This is a genomic window from Frankia sp. Mgl5 (assembly GCF_023242985.1).
GTDB classification, from domain to species: Bacteria; Actinomycetota; Actinomycetes; order Frankiales; family Frankiaceae; genus Parafrankia; species Parafrankia soli.
Map to the genome: position 1 here is coordinate 1 of NZ_JALKFY010000615.1, position 18,695 is coordinate 18,695.

Annotated in this window: 16 protein-coding genes; 13 read left to right on the top strand and 3 right to left on the bottom strand. The window is 71.7% G+C overall.

Translation table 11 applies throughout. From position 1 onward, the window contains the following. The 3 genes from cysC to MXD62_RS14570 all read left to right on the top strand — a co-directional run. On the top strand, positions 1-1,608 hold a 1,608-nt coding region (gene cysC / locus MXD62_RS14560), incomplete at its 5' end, for an adenylyl-sulfate kinase (RefSeq protein WP_248829799.1). Between the two features lie 157 nt (positions 1,609-1,765). After that, positions 1,766-2,479: a 3'(2'),5'-bisphosphate nucleotidase CysQ gene (locus MXD62_RS14565; RefSeq protein WP_248829891.1), complete on the top strand. Its 714-nt coding sequence runs from the start codon at positions 1,766-1,768 to the stop codon at positions 2,477-2,479. 13 nt (positions 2,480-2,492) lie between these two features. After that, positions 2,493-3,254, top strand: coding sequence for an SDR family oxidoreductase (locus MXD62_RS14570; protein ID WP_248829800.1), 762 nt, complete (start codon positions 2,493-2,495; stop codon positions 3,252-3,254). 96 nt (positions 3,255-3,350) lie between these two features. Here the strand turns inward: MXD62_RS14570 and MXD62_RS14575 are convergent, their stop codons facing one another. Continuing rightward, positions 3,351-4,253, bottom strand: coding sequence for an LLM class flavin-dependent oxidoreductase (locus MXD62_RS14575; protein WP_248829801.1), 903 nt, complete (start codon positions 4,251-4,253; stop codon positions 3,351-3,353). A gap of 63 nt (positions 4,254-4,316) precedes the next feature. Between MXD62_RS14575 and MXD62_RS14580 the strand changes: the two genes are divergently transcribed. The 4 genes from MXD62_RS14580 to MXD62_RS14595 all read left to right on the top strand — a co-directional run bounded on the left by MXD62_RS14580 (position 4,317) and on the right by MXD62_RS14595 (position 8,583). Continuing rightward, positions 4,317-4,802: a toll/interleukin-1 receptor domain-containing protein gene (locus MXD62_RS14580; protein ID WP_071062246.1), complete on the top strand. Its 486-nt coding sequence runs from the start codon at positions 4,317-4,319 to the stop codon at positions 4,800-4,802. Between the two features lie 144 nt (positions 4,803-4,946). Beyond that, positions 4,947-6,185, top strand: a complete 1,239-nt coding sequence (locus MXD62_RS14585; protein WP_248829802.1) for a toxic anion resistance protein — start codon at positions 4,947-4,949, stop codon at positions 6,183-6,185. Positions 6,186-6,271: 86 nt separating this feature from the next. After that, the gene (locus MXD62_RS14590) at positions 6,272-6,793 is read left to right on the top strand and encodes a hypothetical protein (RefSeq protein ID WP_112106223.1); all 522 of its coding nucleotides are present in this window, start codon (positions 6,272-6,274) and stop codon (positions 6,791-6,793) included. After that, positions 6,790-8,583: a TerD family protein gene (locus MXD62_RS14595; RefSeq protein WP_248829803.1), complete on the top strand. Its 1,794-nt coding sequence runs from the start codon at positions 6,790-6,792 to the stop codon at positions 8,581-8,583. The genes MXD62_RS14590 and MXD62_RS14595 overlap by 4 nt, the downstream gene beginning before the upstream one ends. A 24-nt stretch (positions 8,584-8,607) precedes the next feature. Here the strand turns inward: MXD62_RS14595 and MXD62_RS14600 are convergent, their stop codons facing one another. After that, positions 8,608-9,078: a thioesterase family protein gene (locus MXD62_RS14600; RefSeq protein ID WP_248829804.1), complete on the bottom strand. Its 471-nt coding sequence runs from the start codon at positions 9,076-9,078 to the stop codon at positions 8,608-8,610. Positions 9,079-9,120: 42 nt separating this feature from the next. Between MXD62_RS14600 and MXD62_RS14605 the strand changes: the two genes are divergently transcribed. The 4 genes from MXD62_RS14605 to MXD62_RS14620 all read left to right on the top strand — a co-directional run bounded on the left by MXD62_RS14605 (position 9,121) and on the right by MXD62_RS14620 (position 12,563). Then, complete coding sequence (locus MXD62_RS14605) at positions 9,121-9,267, top strand: hypothetical protein (protein WP_248829805.1); 147 nt, start codon at positions 9,121-9,123, stop codon at positions 9,265-9,267. A 310-nt stretch (positions 9,268-9,577) separates the two neighbouring features. Next, complete coding sequence (locus MXD62_RS14610; protein WP_368862404.1) at positions 9,578-10,714, top strand: sensor histidine kinase; 1,137 nt, start codon at positions 9,578-9,580, stop codon at positions 10,712-10,714. A 53-nt stretch (positions 10,715-10,767) separates the two neighbouring features. Further along, positions 10,768-11,412 carry a response regulator transcription factor gene (locus tag MXD62_RS14615; protein WP_248829892.1) on the top strand — a complete coding sequence of 215 codons (645 nt, stop codon included), beginning with the start codon at positions 10,768-10,770 and terminating at the stop codon, positions 11,410-11,412. A 341-nt stretch (positions 11,413-11,753) separates the two neighbouring features. After that, positions 11,754-12,563, top strand: coding sequence for a hypothetical protein (locus tag MXD62_RS14620; protein WP_248829807.1), 810 nt, complete (start codon positions 11,754-11,756; stop codon positions 12,561-12,563). Positions 12,564-12,659: 96 nt separating this feature from the next. Here the strand turns inward: MXD62_RS14620 and MXD62_RS14625 are convergent, their stop codons facing one another. Then, positions 12,660-13,862, bottom strand: a complete 1,203-nt coding sequence (locus tag MXD62_RS14625; RefSeq protein ID WP_248829808.1) for a cytochrome P450 — start codon at positions 13,860-13,862, stop codon at positions 12,660-12,662. A gap of 862 nt (positions 13,863-14,724) precedes the next feature. Between MXD62_RS14625 and MXD62_RS14630 the strand changes: the two genes are divergently transcribed. Continuing rightward, positions 14,725-17,418, top strand: a complete 2,694-nt coding sequence (locus tag MXD62_RS14630; protein WP_248829809.1) for a vWA domain-containing protein — start codon at positions 14,725-14,727, stop codon at positions 17,416-17,418. Then, positions 17,415-18,695: a toll/interleukin-1 receptor domain-containing protein gene (locus MXD62_RS14635; protein ID WP_248829810.1), complete on the top strand. Its 1,281-nt coding sequence runs from the start codon at positions 17,415-17,417 to the stop codon at positions 18,693-18,695. Before MXD62_RS14630 ends, MXD62_RS14635 begins: the two co-directional genes overlap by 4 nt.

Sequence of the window (18,695 nt, forward strand, 5' to 3'; positions counted from 1 at the left end):
AAGTTCATCGTCGCGGACACCCCCGGGCACGAGCAGTACACCCGGAACATGGTCACCGGGGCGTCCACCGCGGATCTCGCGGTGATCCTCATCGACGCGCGTAAGGGTGTGCTGACGCAGACCCGCCGGCACAGCTATCTGGTGTCGCTGCTGGGGATCCGGCACATCGTGCTCGCGGTGAACAAGCTCGACCTGGTCGACTACTCGCAGGACGTGTTCAACCGGATCGAGGCGGACTACCGGGAGTTCGCGACCCGGATCGGCCTGAGCGACATCGTCGCGATCCCGCTGTCGGCGCTGGCCGGTGACAACATCACCGAATCCAGCCCGAACACCCCCTGGTACAGCGGGCCGACCCTGGTCGGCCATCTGGAGACGGTGGCGGTCGACGACGACGCGCACACCGGGGCGTTCCGCCTGCCCGTGCAGTGGGTGAACCGGCCGAACCTGGACTTCCGCGGGTTCTCCGGGCAGATCGCCGGGGGCACGGTCCGCCCCGGGGACCGGGTCCGGGCCCTGCCCTCCGGGCAGGAAAGCACCGTGGAGCGGATCGTCGCCGCCGACGGGGACCTGGACGAAGCGATCGCCGGCCAGTCGATCACCCTCACCCTGGCCGACGAGATCGATGTCAGCCGCGGTGACGTGCTCGCCACCGCGATCGACCCGCCCGGGGTCGCGGACCAGTTCGAGTGCCATCTGGTGTGGATGGCCGACGAGCCGATGCTGCCCGGCCGCCCCTACCTGATGAAAATCGGGGCGCGGACAAGCAGTGTCACGGTCGCCCAACCCAAGTACAAGGTCAACGTCAACACCCTGGAACACACCGCCGCGCGCACCCTGGACCTGAACGAGATCGGCGTGTGCAACATCAACGTCGACCGGCAGATCCCGTTCGATCCGTACACGACGAACCGGCACACCGGCGGGTTCATCCTGATCGACCGGTTCACCCGGGCCACGGTCGCGGCCGGGCTGCTGCACTTCGCCCTGCGCCGCGCGGACAACGTGCACTGGCAGGCCGTCGAGGTCGACAAGACCGCCCGGGCGCGGGCGAAGGGGCAGCGCCCGGCGGTGCTGTGGTTCACCGGCCTGTCCGGTGCGGGGAAGTCGACGATCGCGAACCTGGTCGAGAAGCGGCTGCACGAGCAGGGTTTCCACACCTACCTGCTGGACGGCGACAACGTCCGGCACGGGCTGAACAAGGACCTCGGGTTCACCGACGCCGACCGGGTGGAGAACATCCGCCGGGTCACCGAGGTCGCCCGGCTCATGGTCGACGCCGGGGTGATCGTGCTCGCCTCGTTCATCTCCCCGTTCCACGCGGAACGCCAGCTCGCCCGTGACCTGCTCGAGCCCGGCGAGTTCATCGAGATCCACGTCGACACCCCCCTGGACGTCGCCGAGTCCCGGGACCGCAAGGGGCTCTACGCCAAGGCCCGCGCCGGTCAGCTGGTGAACTTCACCGGGATCGACTCGCCCTACGAGCCTCCCGAGCACCCCGAGCTCCGTCTCGACGCCAGCGGCACGATCACCCCCGAGGCCTCCGCCGACCTCGTCGTCGAGCACCTGCGCACCACCGGCATCCTCACCCCGCCGGACGCGCCATGATCCCCAGGCCCGCCGTGGGCCCCGCGCGTGTCGCGGGGTCCACCGCCACCCCCGCCCCCACCACGACCCGTGTGGAGACCGGCCCATGACCAGTGACATCGCCCCCGCCACGGCTGACGGCGCCACCGGCGGGGCGCGCACGATTCCCGCGGCCGGGATGGACGACCACACCCTGGCCGCCGCCCTCGCCCACGAGGCCGGCGAACTGCTCCTCGCGATCCGCGACCAGGGCGGCGCCGAGGGGGACCGGCAGTCCAACGAGTTGCTGCTGCACCTGCTCGCCCAGACCCGCCCGCGCGACGCCGTCCTCTCCGAGGAGAGCACCGACAACCACATCCGCCTCGAACACGACCGGGTGTGGATCATCGACCCGCTCGACGGCACCCGCGAGTACGGCGAGCCACCGCGGGAGGACTGGGCCGTCCACGTCGCCCTCACCAGCGGCGGGACGCCCATCGCCGGGGCGGTCGCGCTCCCCGCGGCCGGCCTCGTCCTGCACACCGGCACACCGCCGGTCCTCCCCGCACCGGTGGGCGGGCCGATCCGGCTCGCGGTCTCCCGCACCCGTCCACCCGCCTGCGTCGACCACCTCCTCACCCGGCTCGACGCGACCCTGGTCCCCATGGGCTCCGCCGGCGCCAAGGCGATGGCCGTCGTCCGCGGCGACGTCGACGTCTACGCCCACTCCGGCGGCCAGTACGAGTGGGACTCCTGTGCACCCGTCGCCGTCGCCGCCGCCGCCGGGCTGCACGTCTCCCGCCTCGACGGCTCGCCCCTGCGCTACAACGAGCCCAATCCGTACCTGCCCGACCTGCTAATCTGCCGCCCCGAGCTCACCGACACAGTCCTGACCGCGCTGAGAGACTCGTGAGGGGAACCGCGCTGTGAAACTCGCCGGCAGGGTCGTCGTGATCACCGGCTCGGGGGGTGGTCTCGGCGAGGCCTGCGCGCGCCGGTTCACCGCCGAGGGCGCGAAGGTCGTCGTGACGGACGTCGACCCCGCCGGCGTCGAGCGGGTGTCGAGCGCGATCGGCGGTGTCGGCCTGGCGGCCGACATCACGGTCGAGGACAACGTCCGCGCCGTCGCCGACCTCGCTCGCCGCGCCTACGGCGAGATCGACGTCTGGTTCAGCAACGCCGGGGCCGCCGGCCCCCGCCAGCCCGGCGACGTCCAGGCGAACCCCCTGTGGGATTCGTCCTGGCAGCTGCACGTGATGTCACACGTGTACGCGGTCCGCGAGGTTCTGCCGGCGATGCTCGAACGGGGCGACGGGTATCTGCTGCAGACGGCGTCGGTCGTCGCGCTGTCGACGCAGGCGGAGAAGGCGGCGTACTCGGTGACGAAACACGCGGCGCTCGCGCTCTCCGAGTGGCTGGCGGCCGCGTACCGCCCGCGCGGCATCAAGGTCTCCTGTTTCTGCCCCGGCGCGATGCTGACACCGATGCTCCTCGCGAACGGCCTGCCCGCCGACCATCCGGTGCTCCGCTCCGCGCCGACACCGGACGCGCAGGCCGACCGGCTCGTGCGGGCGATCGACGAGGAGCGGTTCCTCATCGTCGACTCGGAGCAGGGGCCGGACGCGATGCTGGCCAAGCTGACCGACTACGACCGCTGGATCGACGGCATCGCGCCTCCGCTCGGCTGAGATCGCCTGAGATCGCCTGAGATCCCGCCGCGGCCCCGACACACGCCCCGTCGTGCCCCCACCACCCGGCCCGGCGGGCCTTTCCCGACCGCGCGGTCAGGCGTCCGCGTCCGCCTCCGCCTCGGTGACGATCGGCGGCCCGGCGTCGATGCGGGCGCGGGCGTCGTCGGGACCGCCGCGCCACCAGCCGAGAGCCTCGACCCACCAGGTCAGCCCGGCATCGGCATAGGGCCGGACGACCGCGGCGCCGCGGTCGGGCGCATCCGCGTCGGTCGCCCCCTCGAGGACGATGTCGAACGGGCGTCCGTGCGTCCCCGCGGACACGCGCAGGGCGTGCACGTACCGGACGATGTCGGCGAGCATCGGCGCGGGCATGGTGGTCGGGCGGCCGTAGTCGGCGTGGACGGGCATCACGCCGTCCCACCGGGCGGCGCGGCGGAACGGCGCGCGCAGCGGCCACCGGCCCGCGCACCACACCGGTGGCCGCGGGCGCTGCACGGGGGTCGGCGCCATCGACACGCCGTCCACGACGACGTGCTCGCCGTGGGCGGTCACCGACTCGCCGCTCCACAGCGCGGCGAGCGCCGCAAGCGACTCGTCCAGCCGGGCCGCCCGCAGCCGCGGGTCGGCGGGCTCCCCGAACGCGGTGTACTCGGACGGCATCGAGCCCAGGCCGGCCCCGAAGACCAGCCGGCCGCCGGAGAGGACGTCCAGGGAGGCGATCTCGCGGGCGAGCTTGCCGACCCGGCGCCGGGGAACCGCGGTCATCAGGATTCCGAGCCGGATCCGCGTGGTCGTCGCGGCGATCGCGGCGGCGACCACGGTCGGGTCCACGACCGGCCAGTCGTGGTGGTACAGGACGTGATCCCATACGAACGCGCCGTCCCACCCGGCCTGCTCGGCCCGGCCGGCCAGCTCGGTGAGCAGAGCCGGGTCGGCGAAGACGCCGACATTGGGCAGGCCGACGGCGAACCGCGGCGACGTGCCGTCGATCGTCATGATTGGAAGCTAGGCGAACGCCGGCACCGCCGGTCACCGGTTCGGGATGGGAAGCTGTGGACCATGAACGTGGGCACGGGGGGCGTGGCGGGCCGCGAGGCCTCGGGCGGTCCGGCAGGCGTGGCCTTCTTCGTCTCCTACACGCGGGCTGACCGCCGCTGGGCGGAGTGGATCGCCTGGGTGCTGGAGGAGAACGGTTACTCGACGCTGCTGCAGGTGTGGGACTTCGGCCCGGGGAGCCGGTTCGTCGAGGAGATGCACCGCGCGGCGGGTGCGGCGGAGCGCACCGTCGCCGTCCTGTCGTCGGAGTATCTCGACTCGCGGTTCGGCGCGGCGGAATGGCAGGCGGCCTGGGCGGACGATCCCGACGGGCGGCTGCGCAAGCTTCTGGCGTTCCGGATCGAGGACTGCCCCCGGCCGGGTCTGCTGGGCCAGCTCGTCAGCGTCGACCTCTTCGGGGTCACCGAGGAGGTCGCGGCCGCCAGGGTGCTCGCCGCGGCCCGCGGCGGCCGGGAGAAGCCCCCGACCCGCCCGGCGTTCCCGGGCTAGGCGCGGGCCGGGAGGTGTCGGGAAGGCACGGAGAAGAGCCCGCGTAGTCGGATGATCGACAGGGCATGTCGCGTAGGGTCGGTGGGGGCAGAGACTTCCTCCGGCATGTGCACCCGCCGGGCGCGGGTGCCGGAAGGGGACGCCATGTCGGATTCGCTGGACCTGGGCGGGCCACCGCCCTCACCCGTCGGCGTGGTCGCCGCCGGCACCACCGGCGGGGTGCTCGAGCTCGCCCCACCGGCTCCAGTGCCGGTCGTCGCGGACGACCAGGTGGACAGCATGGTCCCGCTCGACGAGAAGACGCGGGCGCAGCTGCGCACGCGGGCCGCGGCCTTCGCCGACGACCTCGCCGCGCAGGACCCGCGCAGTCCGGCGTTCCAGGACAAGATCAACGACATCGTGCGCATGGGCGAACGCGAGATCGTCGCGAGCGCCCGGGTGTCCAGCCGGATGCTCGAGCGACCCGCGGCGGCGCTGCGCGGCACCCGTGGTGGCCGCGGCTCCGGCAGCGGCGGCGACGCCCAGGCCCGGGTGGCCCACACCCTCGTCGAGCTGCGCCAGACGGTGACGGATCTCGACCCGGCCGGGGCCGACCTCAAGGGCACCCGCCGGCTGCTCGGCGTGGTCCCGTTCGGCAACCGGATCTCCCGGTACTTCCAGCGCTACCAGTCGGCGCAGAAGCAGCTCGACGCCATCATCAGGGCGCTCGACTCGGGCCAGGACGAGCTGCGCAAGGACAACGCCGCCATCGAGCAGGAGAAGGCGAACCTGTGGGCGGCGATGGGCAAGCTCACCGAGTACGCGACCCTCGCGAAGGCCCTCGACGGAGCCGTCTCGACGAAGATCGACCACATGCGGGCCACCGACCCGGCGACCGCCGACGGGCTCACCTCCGACGCGCTGTTCCCCATCCGCCAGCGCCAGCAGGACCTGCTCACCCAGCTGGCGGTGAGCGTGCAGGGCTACCTGGCCCTCGACCTCGTCCGCAAGAACAACATCGAGCTGATCAAGGGCGTCGACCGGGCGCAGACGACCACGGTCGCCGCGCTGCGCACCGCGGTGATTGTCGCGCAGGCCCTGGCGAACCAGAAGCTCGTGCTCGACCAGATCAACGCGCTGAACGCCACGACGAACAGCATGATCATGTCGACGAGCGAGCTGCTGCGCCAGCAGTCCGGCCGCATCCAGGAACAGGCGTCGTCCAGCACGGTGGACGTCGAGACGCTGCAGAAGGCGTTCGACAACGTCTTCGCGACGATGGACGCCATCGACACGTACAAGGCGAAGGCGGTCGAGAGCATGGCGACGACCGTCGCCGCGCTCGAGACCCAGGTGGGGCGGTCGAAGGCGTACCTGGAGCGGTCCCGCGCCGGCGAGAGCTGACCGTGCCCGCGGATGACCCGTCCTGACGCCCGCGCCGCGGCCGGCCCTGGGGCCGGCGCCGCGGCCGGTGGGGAGAGGAGGACGCCGTGATCTTCCGGCGGCGTTCCGACAGTGCCGGGAGCTCGGCGAACGACGATCCCGCCGCGGTGGCCGGCGGTGCCCGGGGGCCGGGCGACGACGTCGTCCGGCCGGTCCGCCAGCTCCAGCGTGAGCTCGCCGAGCTCGTCGCGGGCGCGAACGCGAACGGCGGGAGGCTGCCGCCCGGGGCGGTGCCGACCGTGCGCGACATCGACGACGTCCTGCGCCCGTTGCTGCGCTACATCGAGGTCCAGTCGGCGAGCGAGGAGGAGATGAGGTACCTCACCGCGATCGTGCACGAGTACTTGCCGCAGGCACTCGGGGATTTCGTCGCCCTGCCGGCCCACTACGCCGACCGCCCCGGGGTCACGGGGACCACGCCCGCCGACGACCTGATCCGCCAGCTGCAGCTCCTCGACGAGGGCGCCAACGAGCTGCAGGATCTCGTCTACACCGGGGACGCGGCGAAGCTGGCGATCCAGGCGCGCTTCCTGGACGCCAAGTTCCGGCGCTCCGACCTCGACTCGTGACCGTCACCCTGCCCAGGGGCGGCAACGTGCTGCTGTCCCGGTCCGCGCCGGGCGTGGCACGGGTGCGCGTCGCGTTCGGCTGGAGCGAGGCGCCCGGCTCGGCCGTCGACGTGGATGGCGTCATCGCCCTCGTCGACGGCGGCGGCGCGTCCACCCGGCTGCTCCTCGCCCACCAGGTGCCGAACCCCGCGGAACGGCTCGGCTCCCTGGCACCGCCCCGCCCGACCAGCGGAGAGGCCGAGGCCGTCGAGGACGTCGTCGTCACCCTGGCCGCGGTGCCCGCCACCGTCAGCCGGCTGCAGTTCGGGGCCGCGATCTACGACTCGGCCGGCCGCGGGCAGACGTTCCGGTCGGTGCCCCGCGGCCACATCCGGGTGCTCGACGACGCCGACGGCCGGGAGATCGTCAGCTACGCCTTCGACGTGGAGACCGGCCTCGAGACCGCCCTGATCTTCGGCGAGTTGTACCGGCACCCGACGGGGTGGAAGTTCCGGGCGGTCGGCCAGGGGTACGCGGGCGGCCTGCCCGGCCTCGCCGGCGCGAACGGAGCCGGCGCGAACGGAGCCGGTGCGAACGGTGCCGGTGCGAACGGTGCCGGCGCGAATGCCGCCGTCGCGAACGGAGGCGGTGTGCCGGCGGCGCGGCCCGCCGACGTGGCCCCGTTCCTCACCCGGACCTCTCGGGCCCGGAGCCGCCGCAAGATCGTCGATCACCTGCACCCGGCGCATCTCGCCCACCCAACCGGCCCGTCCACACCGGCTCGGCCGGCACCGACCTCACAGCCGGGGCCGACCTCACAGCCGGGGCCGCAGCCACCCGCGCCGGGAGCACGGCCCACTCCGGCGCCGGCTTCACCGCCGCCATTCCCGCCTTCATCGCCACAGCGGCCAGCGTCACCACCGCCTTCGCCGCAGGCACCGCCGCCTTCCCCGGCACCATCGCCGCCTCCGCCACCACCATCTCGGCCTCCGGCACCATCTCGACCTCCGGCACCACCACGGCCGGCACCACCACGGCCGGCCCCGCCGTCATCTCCACCGGTGGCCAGCGGCGCGCGGTCGCCGCTGGACCTCGGCGGGGACGACGAGGACACCGCGCGGCCGGCAACGCCGGCGGCCGGCGTCCCGGAGCGCCGCCCGTCGACCCCGGCCGAGGTCGGCGAGCGGTCCTCCCGCCACCGGCAGCGCAACGAACACGTCAGCGCGCTCGACGACGATCACCCGGCCACCATCTGGACGGCGGAGCAGCGCGGCTCCGGCGCCCTGACCGTGACCCTGCGCTGGGAGACCCTGACGACCCGCACGGGGCTGCCGCGCCCGAGCAACATCTACCTCGGCTGCCTCTGGCAGGCCCTGGACGGCGCCGCCGGCGTCATCCAGCACCTGGGGCACTCCGCCAGCAGCGCCGGGCGCGCGGGCCGGCAGGTGCTGCGCCTGGGCAGCCGCGACGAGCGGGACGGCCAGACGATTTTCGTCGACCTGAGCACCCTCGCCACGTTCAAGCGGTTCTTCGTCTTCGCCTACGGGCTGCACAGCGCTCCGGAGTGGGCGTCGCTGCGGCCGGTGCTCACCGTCGCCGGGCGGTCGGGCGAACAGCTCGCCATTCGCCCCGGCGGGGCTTCGCCAAGTGCCCGAACCTGTGTTGTCGCCTCTTTTCACATGGTGGGCGACGACCTGGTCATCCGGCGGGAGAACGATTTCGTCGAGGGGACCCAGGCCGATGCCGCGGCGCGGTACGGCTGGTCACTGGAATGGAATCCGGACGGTATGACACCGCGCGATACTCCGTAGTGTTCCTTCGTGCCGCCGGGCGGGTCAGACCCCGGCGTCGACCCGGACGGGGAAGGCCATGACCGTCGTCAGGAGCTCGCGCACCTCCTGCGGTACCGGCGCCGGCCCGGTGGCCGGGCGGTGCACCAGCACGGCGTCGCACAGCGCGACACAGGTCTCGCCGTCGAACATCGCGCACACCTGCAGGACGGAGCTGGTGCCGACCCTGCCGACGCCCACGCCGACGCGGTACTCCCCGGGGTAGCGGACCTCGCCCAGATAGTCGATCTCCACGCGGGCCGCGACCACCGGTAGCGGGCGGCTCAGCGCCGGCGCCACGTGGCTGTCGCCGAGCATGGCCCGGTTCATCCCGACCCGGGCCTCCTCGAAGAGCGCCGCGATGGCCACGTTGTTCACGTGCCCGAGGCTGTCCATGTCGCCGAAGCGGGGTTGCAGCGTCATGACGAACGGGTAGTTCGCCAGCTGTGTCCTCGCGGGGTCGTGCGTCGCGCCCATGCAGTCCTTCTACCGCGCCGGGCGCGGCCCGGGGGAGCCGGCGTGGCATGCGTCTCCTCCGTCGCCGGCGTGGAGCTGGTGCTCGTCGAGGGCATGGGCCACGGCCTGCCCCGCGAACTGTGGTCGCGGCTCGCCGGCGACATAGCCGGCCTCGTCCGCCGGGCGGAGAAGAACGTGGAGGCCGGCTGATCGGCCATCCGCGCCAACTGCCGGGGAGCGGGAGTTCTTCGCGCCGTCCGCGGATGGGCCGGGTATGAGATTGCGGTGTTGCGCGGGAGCGCGCCGCTCGACAGCGGAGGTGACACGAATCCGTGCCGGGCGACGGCCATGAGGCTGATATAGCGCGCTGCTCGGTTGCGCTGCGGCAATCGTCTTCCGCTGATTGCCGACCTGCCTTCCGCGTTAGGGTGGGGCTATGGCCGGGTCGTTGCATTCTGCGGTCTGGAGTCGATCTTTGCCGGGCGTCAGCTTTCTCGTCCGGGTAGGGCGTCGCGTGATTGTGGAGTCGCTGTACCTGCTGACTGCCCCGGTGTGCGCGGCTGCTGGCCTGTTGCTGGTGCTCGGCGGGCTGTGCGTGGGAACGGTGGGTCGGCTGGTTGCGGGCAGGGCGCCGGTCGCGGCTGGTGTCGCGGCGCCGGGGCTGTGGCTCGGCCTGGCCCATGCGGTGGTGGTGCTGCCTGTCGCCCTGGTCACCGCGGTGGTGACGGCGCTGTGGTGGCTCGTCGGGGTCGCTACCGCGACGACGGCTGTGCGTAACTGGGGCGCGCCCACCGGGACGTTGCAGCCCATGACCTTGAGCGCGGGTGGCGCCCAGTCCCACATCGACGTAAGCCTGGGCCTGACCTCGCCGGCCGAGCGGATGACCTTCGGGACCGTGGCAGGGCTGCTGCTGCTGATGTCGCTGCCGCTGATGACTCGGGTGTGCGTCGCCGCGCAGGCTGGGCTGGGGCGGGCGCTGCTGTCGGATGCGTCCCCGTTGCACCGCAGGATCAGCGGGCTGGAGCAGGAGCGCGACACTGCTCGCGCGCAGACCGTTGCCGCGGTGACGGCCGAGGCGGCCGCGCTGCGCCGACTTGAACGTGACATCCATGATGGGCCTCAGCAGCGACTGGTCCGGCTGGCGATGGAGCTGGGCCGCGCTCAACGCCATTTCGACCGCAGGCCGGAGGTCGTCCGGGAGGCGCTCGCCGACGCGATCGTCCAGGCCGAGGAGACGTTGGACGAGCTACGGGCCCTGTCACGTGGCATCGCCCCACCGATTCTCGTCGACCGCGGCCTGCGCGAGGCGCTCGCCGAGCTGGCCGCGCGCTCGACGGTGCCCGCCCAGCTCGATGCCGGGCCCCTGAGCCACCGGCCGGAGGCCGCCGTCGAGACGGCCGCGTATTTCGTCGTTTCCGAGGCCCTGACGAACGTGGCCAAGCACAGCCGTGCCGGCCGGTGCGTGATCGGACTGCGTCACGATGCGGGAGCTTTGCGGGTCTGGGTAGCGGATGACGGGGTGGGCGGCGCGGCGTTCGACAAGGGGCACGGACTGCGAGGGTTGGACGACCGGGTGCGGGCGGTCGGCGGCGAGCTGCGGGTCCTCAGTCCCCCCGGCGGCCCGACGACGATCACCGTGGAGCTGCCGTGCGGTTGACCGCGGACGACACGACCCCCGAACCATGGTCGGGACGTGCGGCCGGTGGTGGGCTGCGGATCGTCGTGGCCGACGACGCGGTGCTGCTGCGGGAGGGCCTGATCCGGCTGCTCGCCGAGGAGGGGCACCAGGTCGTGGCGGCGGTCGGCGACGCGCCCGCTTTCGTCGAGGCGGCGTTGCGCCACCGCCCGGACGTCTCGGTCGTCGATGTCCGCATGCCGCCGACGCACACCGACGAGGGCCTGCGGGCGGCGATCCGCGTCCGTTCGCGCCTGCCCGGCTCGCCGGTGCTGGTGCTCAGCCAGTACGTGGAGACGTCCTACGCCGCGGAGCTGCTCGCGGACGGCTCCGGCGGGGTCGGCTACCTGTTGAAGGACCGGGTCGCCCGGGTCGGGGAGTTCCTGGACGCCCTGGAGCGGGTCGCCGGCGGCGCGACGGTGCTCGACCCGAGGGTCGTCGCGCGGCTGCTGACCGGGCAGCGCCGCGCCACGGCGTTGGAGTCGCTGACCCCTCGGGAACGAGAGCTGCTGGCGCTGATGGCCGAAGGCCATTCCAACACGGCCATCGCCCGGCGACTGGTCCTGTCCGCCAGCGCGGTCGAAAAGCACATCGGCAGCATCTTCGCCAAGCTCGGCCTGCCGCCCGACGACGCCCAGCACCGCCGCGTGCTCGCCGTGCTCGCCTACCTGCGCGCCTGACGGCGACCGGCGCGCGGCCCGTTGCCCGCCGCGGCGCGGCCACCGGGGTGGGGCCTGCCACACCCCGGTTTGTCCGGCACACTCCGGTGACCCGGTGACCCTTCCACGAAACCGTGGTGGCCATGGTCATCCCGCCACACCCGACAGACCCGAACGCGGATCCGGCCACGAAACGGGCACTGGTTGCTCGCAGCGCCACCTCGCCCCCGGATGCCGCGGACCCGCATCGTCAACCGACGCGCGGGTCAGCGCGCCGCCACCGGGCTGGATCGAGCCGAAGGAATCCCGTGCGCAGTTCCGTGTCGCCCGCACGGTCCGCGGGCACCTCCGGTCGCGCGCTCGTGGCACTCGTCGCCCTTGCCGCGGCCCTTGTCGTCGCCTTCGTCATCGCCCCGGGCCGGCTGGCGGCAGACGGCGCTTCCAGCGACCTCGCCGACCACCGCCACCTCGTCGAAGCCCTACACAGCGCTTTCATCGAGTACTGGCGTTCTGGCGACCGAGATCTCTCCCCGGACCTCGCGAGGGTTGTCGACTACTGGTTCCGCTACCACGTGGCCAAGGCTGTGATCGCCGCGGTCCTGCTGGTCGTGCTCGTCGCGCTGACCGTCCTCGTCTGGAAGGCATTTCTGAAGGCAGGCGGCCTCGGGGCCGTAACACGAGCGGCCCTCGCGTCGGCCGGCGTTCTTGCGGTGATGCTCGTGCTGCTCTCTCTGACGGCGGTGATGGCCAACATCCAGGGTGCGAAAGCGCCGTTCTCCTCCCTGATGCCGATGCTGACGGAAGGCGCAACCGACCAGGAGTTCGCGACCACGCTCGACCAGGCCAGGCAACAGTTGGCTGACGCCTCTCGCGCGGGTGCACGGACCCCGCCGGCCATCGACGTGATGATCGACGACTTTTCTCGATACCACGCGGTGATGGGCGTGATTGCCACGATCGCGGCGGCTTCCCTCCTCGGCACCAGCGTGCTGTTGTGGAAGAGGTTCGCGGGAACGGCCTCGTCCGACAGGCGAACGAGACGCGTGGTGGGGTCCTTCGGTGTCCTGTCCGCGTTGCTGACGCTGGGCCTGATCGTCCTCGCGGCGGCGAACGCGACCACCGCGGCCGACCGGGGACCAGCGCTCCTGCGCGCTCTCAACGGCGGATTATGACGCACCTCGCGACGGCCAACCCGGCCGAACAGCGGGACATTCGGCGGATGAGGCATGACTGGCGGTTGAGTGAACTCCGGATAGCCCTGGATTCGCTCAACCGCCGGGCGGCTGGAGGATGACCGGCAGCGTGGCGTAGCCGTGCAGCACCTGGGTGGGCCGGCGCCGGGCCTGGCCCGCCCGGGCCAGGCCCGGGTATCGCTCGAACAGGGCCCGCAGGCCCACCTCACCCTCCATGCGGGCCAGGGCGGCGCCGACGCAGTAGTGGATGCCGCCGGAGAAGGCCAGGTGCTCGCGCGCATTGGGTCGCGTGACGTCGAGGACATCCGGTTCGGCGAACACCGCCGGATCCCGGTTCGCGCCGCCGAGCAGGATGGCGACGAGTCTGCCGGCGGGGATCGCGGTGCCGAGGACGTCGACGTCCTCATAGGCGACACGGGCGGTCATCTGCACCGGCCCCTCGAAACGCAGGATCTCCTCGACCGCGTTCGGCCACCGGTCGGGCCCGGACCGCAGATACTCCAGCTGGTCGGGATGCTCCATCAGCAACGCCGCGCCGTTTCCCAGCAGATTGACGGTCGTCTCGAAGCCGGCGGCGAGCAGGAGCTGGGCGGTCGCGATGAGCTCCGTCTCGGTCAGCCGGTCACCGTCGTCGACGAGCCTGACGAGCTGGCTGAGGATGTCCTCGCCGGGATCGCGGCGCAGCCCCTCGAAATGACCCCGCAGCCAGGTGTTGATGGCCTGCTGCGCCCGTTCCACCCGCCGGAATGTGCCGTAGGGAAGGCCGAAGTCGAGGGTGGCCGCGGCCGCGGTGCCCCAGGCGAGGAACTGCGCGTGCATCGCCGCGGGTACGCCGAGAATCGTGGCGATCACGGTCACCGGCAGCCGGCTCGCGTAGCGGTCGACGAGATCGACGGTGCCCTCGCCGGCCATGGCGTCGAGCAGCGCATCGGCGGCCCGTTCCACCTCCCCGCGCAGCCCGTCGACCGCGCGGGGCGTGAACACCTTCGACACGAGCCGGCGCAGACGGGTGTGGTCCGGTGGGTCGATAGCCAGCAGCGACGGCGGGTCCAGCGGCCCGTTCACCGCCGGGTCGGGGGAGAGCCGGGCCATCAGCCGCAGCGGCGCGGGCAGCGCCGACATGTCGAGGACCATGCCGAGCGCGTTGTCGCGCAGGACGGCCGACGCCGCCCGGTGGCTGGCGGTCACCATTGCCAGCCGGCGGTCGACGAACAACCCCTGGGAACGGATTTCGTCGTAGGCCCCGTAGGGATCCGCGAGAAGGGCAGGCTGCGCCATCGCCAGCGTCGCCAGGTCACCCGACCGCCTGGCTTGCCACAACGCCCCTCGGACGACGCCGTGCCGGACCGCCCAGCGCATTCCGGCCCGAAGCGACACCGCTCTCCGAACCGACCTGCTTTCCCTAACCGACATGGCTGGCCGAGCTGACAAGGCTGGCCGAACTGACATGGCTGCCCGCCTCCGCCGTCCTTCCGTGCCCGGGTCACCAGCCGGACCTGTTCCCGGTCGTGCTTCACCGGCGCCCCGCCCGTACGTATCTGGACGGACATCCGGTGACCGTGCCATGGCCATCCTGTGCCGGGTCGACGTCCACGGGCTTGTTCCCGCTCGTCCCAGCGATTCCGTGACGAGCACGGCATCCTGGCCGGTGCGGTCCGCGCGCCGGCAACGCCGCGACAGCTACCAGAGGTTTGTCGCTGTGCGGGAGTAGCGGCGGAGCGGACCGTGCCGCCTAGACGAAACCGTCGAATGAGTGTTTCTCGGCCAGGCGCGCCCAGGAACGATGGTCCAGCGTGTGCGTGACCACGTGGCCTGCCCTTTGCTGGCATTACCTGTGTAGTTCCTCTGTGGAGCGCAGATGGAGCAGTGGTTTGTCGCCCGGGGTTCGCGGATGCAGGTCGCTCCGTACTCGTGTTTAACGTCATGCCATCCGGTATGGTGCATAACTTGATGGACGAGATTTTCGGGGGGTCCATTGCGTACGGGGGGGCTCGGCCATCCGCGCCGGGCGTTAGAGAAGTACTTGATAGGCCTTCTGACCTGCGTGTTTGTCGTTCCCGTGGCCGTCGGAACGTCGGCCACGGGCGCGCGGGAAGTGCTGCCGGCCGCGCCGGTGATTCAGGCCCGGACGGCAGCTTTCGTGGGCGGCGCCCAGGCGGCGACGAGCCCGATGCCGGAGGCGGTGCCGCTGCCCGGCTCGGCCGGTGCCGCCGACGGCGGAGCGATGGACGCGGTGATCCTGGTCGATGTGTCCCGCTCGCTCGACGAGCCCACGATCGCCCTGGAGGCGCGTGCCGCCGGCGTGATCGCCGCAACCGACCTGTCGACCCGCACCAGGATCGCGGTGACCGCGTTCGCCAGCATGGGGCCGTCCGGGAGTAGCACGGCGAGACCAGCCGCCGAGACCCTCTGCCCGCTCGCCCCGGTGGACGACCCGGACGACCGGGACCGCATCAGCGGCTGCCTCTCCGGGATCATGCGGCGCACCGCCGGCCAGGGCCAGGACACCGACTACGTCGCCGCCCTGAAATCGGGCTTCGACACGCTTCTGTCCGCGCCTGCCACCGGCTCCGGCCCAGCCCGGAAAGTGATTTTCATTCTTACCGACGGCCAGCTCAGCACGGCCGGAACCGACTCGAGCGGGGGCTCGTCCACCGACCGGTCCGAGAGCGGCCAGATCCGTGATGAGATCCTCCCCGCGGCCAGGAAAGCCGGCATCGAGATCTGGCCGTTCGGCTTCGGGGCGAAGCCGAACATCACCGATCCCACCGGCCACACGGTCGACCTGGCCACGCTGGCACGCGACGCCAGTCCGCCACCCACGCCGTGCCCGGGCTACGATCCGGCTACGGAGCGGGTCGTGCCGCTGGCCACGTCCGCCGATCTGACCGGGCCGCTGCTGACCACGCTCGGCCTGCTGCGCTGCGAGTTCGCCGGCCCGGTGAAGTCGTACGGTCTCGACCTCGGGTCCGAGGTCGGCGTGGTCATACCCGCCGGCGTCGCCGATGCGGCGATCACCGTCCTCAAACCGAGCCAGGGCACCCGGCTCACGTTCCACCCCCCGGGCCCGGGCGGCGTCGGAGACAAGGACGTGCCCCTCCCGCGCGACTTCGACGAGGCGGGCAGCAGTTATGTCCGGCGTGGAGGCTCCGGATGGGTGGAATCCCTGCGGATCGTCAATCCGCCGCCCGGCACCTGGGTCGTGAAGGCCGAACCGGCCCCCGGCGAACCCGGCGGGGTGATCACGGTCGTCCCGGTCTGGCGGCTGCTCGGGAACCTTGAGATCGATGGGCCGGCGCCGTACCCGGGTTCGCAGGCCAGCGCGCACCTGCGCCTGTTCGGCCGCCGGGACGCCTTCGCCGACGCGGCAGGCACGGCCGGCCTGCGGGTCGACGTGACGACACTGCGGCCGGGGCAGAACCCGGCCGACGGGATCCCCGCCGGCATCCTCAGGGACGACGGCGGGAAGCAGGACGTCCCAGGGGCCGAGCGTGGCGGCGGGGCCGGGAACGGGGCCGGGAACGGGGGCGGAAGCGGGACTGAGAGCGGCCGCGGTGACGGCGTGTTCAGCGGTTCCGTGGCCGTCCCGAAGGACGCCTCCGAACGCGTCATCTTCGTCGCGCGGCTCGGCGGTACGAGTTTCGGGCAGGCGCTCTGCGCCCGCCAGGTATGCGGCGAGTGGACGTTCATGAGTGCCGTCAGCGGATCCGCCGGCGGAGTCGGCGCCGCCGGCCCGCATATCCGCATCCGCCCTCCGGCGGGATCCGTCGTCGCGGGCGGCGAGATCAGCGGTGAGATCACCATCCACGCCCTGGGAACCGGCAGGCTGCCGCTACTCGGCATCGCACTGCTCGACCAGGATCCGGGAGTGACGGTGAGCCCGGCCCGGATCCAGCCGCCGCCGGCCGGCGGCGGCTCCGGTACCGGTACCGGTACCACCGTGCGCTTCACCCTGCGCGTGGACTCGTCGGCACGGCCGGGGCCGCTGCGCGGCAGCGTCGCGGTGACCAACCTCAACGCCCCGCCGAACATGGGGATGGCCATCGGTGACTTCGACATCACCGTGCGCCCGGCACCGACCGGCGGCACATCCGGATGGGTGCGTCTGATCGTCGCGCTGGTATCAGCTGCCCTGTTCGCCGCCATCGTCTCCGGGGGTCTGATGGCGTGGGGCAGCTCCAGGAAACGGAGGAGCATGGAGGGCAGGCCCGACAGGGACGTCGCGGATCCGTCGGACATACCCAGTGATCAGCCGGTGCCGCCCGGTACCCCCGCGTCGCCCGAGCCGCGGGGGGTGCTCGGCCTGACCGTGTACCTGTACGACCACGGAACGCCCGTCGACTACCTCGACGCGGAGGAGTCGGACGGCGCCCGACTGGCCCTCCGGCTACCCAGGCCCGATTCGCCGCCCCAGTTGGCGCGACCGGCCGACGGTGCCGAGCCTGACTTCGTCATCCGGCGGGTGGAGGATCCGGAATCGACGGATATCCGGATCCGTCGGCCGGGCCAGCGCGAGCTCACCTTCCCGGTGGGGCTCACGGTCCTGCACCGCGCCGAGAACGCCTTCGACCTCGCGGTGATGGACACCTGGGAACCAGCCGAGCCGGACGTCAACCCGGCCGACCGGGCGAACGCGGACAGGCACGCGGTAGGCGGGGACGGCGCACCATCCGCGGCGGTCCAGCCGACGGCTCAAGCCGTTGAGTCGACGGCTCAAGCCGTTGAGCCCGGCACCGGGCCTGCGCCCGCGGTGGATGGGGAACCGGATCCCGCCACGGAACCGGTGGCCCCGCCGCCGGGCGGATCGCGGGTCGGGGAGGTGAACCGGGCATGACGCTGAAAGTTTTCATCAGCTATGCCCGGAAGAACGACCGGCGCAAGCACATTACAATCTTCCGGCAGGATCTGCAGAACGAGCTCGATCAGCAGATAGGTGGGGAACCGGTCGAGGTTTTTCTCGACCGGGATCTCACGCCGGGGGCCGACTGGAAGTCGGACATCGAGAACGAGCTCAACACGTGCGATTTCTTCATCCCCATCTGCACCGAGAGCTATTTCCAGTCCGCGGCCTGTGCCGAGGAGTGGGGGCTGTTCCGTCGCCGTCTGTTCGAGGCGGTGAGGTACGGCGACAAGCGGCCGTCCCGGATCATCCCTGTCTGGTGGAAGCGGATGAGCTATATACCGCCGATCGTCAAGGCTTACCAGCTCACGATCGACGGTAACCCGCACACCACGAAGAGGGGCCTCTTTGATGACCTGATCGAGAATCGGGATTTCGGAGCGTACCCGATGGCCGTCCAGCATCTCGCCGAGCAGATCAAGAAAGTGCACAAGGCAAAAGCCTCGAGGGACTGGCAGCCGCGAAGTCCGCAGCTGAGGATGGACGGGCGGAACTTTGCGTTCGAGCCGGGCCAGTTCGGCAGGGACGACATCCTGAAGTGCCATCTGGTATATGCGGTGGCCAAGAAAGAGCAGCTGAACGGACGGTCGGTCCCGGATGAGGGCGCGTATCATGAGTCCGTCGACGAGTGGGACCCGTTCCACAGGCGCGCGGCCTCCTCGGGGCATCCGATGACCCACTGGGACGCGATGACGAGCTACCCGGCGCTCGGTCTGAGCTGGGCACTTCACATGCTGAACGTAGAGGTGATCGGCGAGCCGCTACCCGCCTTCGAGGAATGGAGTGCTGCGACAGTGAGATCGATCAGGCGAAAGGGGACGCCGATGATCGCTTTGTTCGACCGCACGGATCCTATCGGGGCTCGAATCTGGATGATATCTACAATTCAGTCGACGCAGGCTCGAAAAAGGGTCGTGATTTCTCCACTGCCCGAAGCTGTCGCCGGGACCGAGAGCACCACGGGCGCCGTGAGCGTGCAGAGCGCCGCAAGTGTCGCAAGTGTCGCAAGTGCCGCGAGCGCCGCGGATTCCGCCGGTGCCGCCGGTGCCGCCGGAGCCGCCCGCAGCGACCCTCGCTACATATTCGAGTGCGTGCGGGCGACGACTGAGATCGTCGCCGCTGTCCGGCGCAGTGTGGAGCACCACTGGCCCGACGGGTCGGGCGGCGACGGCGGGCCGCTGGTGACCAACCCCTACGATCTGGGCACCTGA

Coding starts and splice junctions, on each gene's coding strand:
- MXD62_RS14625 (WP_248829808.1), bottom strand. CDS start 13,862: ATGGCGCAGCCTGCCCTTCTCGCGGATCCCTACGGGGCCTACGACGAA.
- MXD62_RS14565 (WP_248829891.1), top strand. CDS start 1,766: ATGGACGACCACACCCTGGCCGCCGCCCTCGCCCACGAGGCCGGCGAA.
- MXD62_RS14635 (WP_248829810.1), top strand. CDS start 17,415: ATGACGCTGAAAGTTTTCATCAGCTATGCCCGGAAGAACGACCGGCGC.
- MXD62_RS14580 (WP_071062246.1), top strand. CDS start 4,317: ATGAACGTGGGCACGGGGGGCGTGGCGGGCCGCGAGGCCTCGGGCGGT.
- MXD62_RS14575 (WP_248829801.1), bottom strand. CDS start 4,253: ATGACGATCGACGGCACGTCGCCGCGGTTCGCCGTCGGCCTGCCCAAT.
- MXD62_RS14600 (WP_248829804.1), bottom strand. CDS start 9,078: ATGGGCGCGACGCACGACCCCGCGAGGACACAGCTGGCGAACTACCCG.
- MXD62_RS14585 (WP_248829802.1), top strand. CDS start 4,947: ATGTCGGATTCGCTGGACCTGGGCGGGCCACCGCCCTCACCCGTCGGC.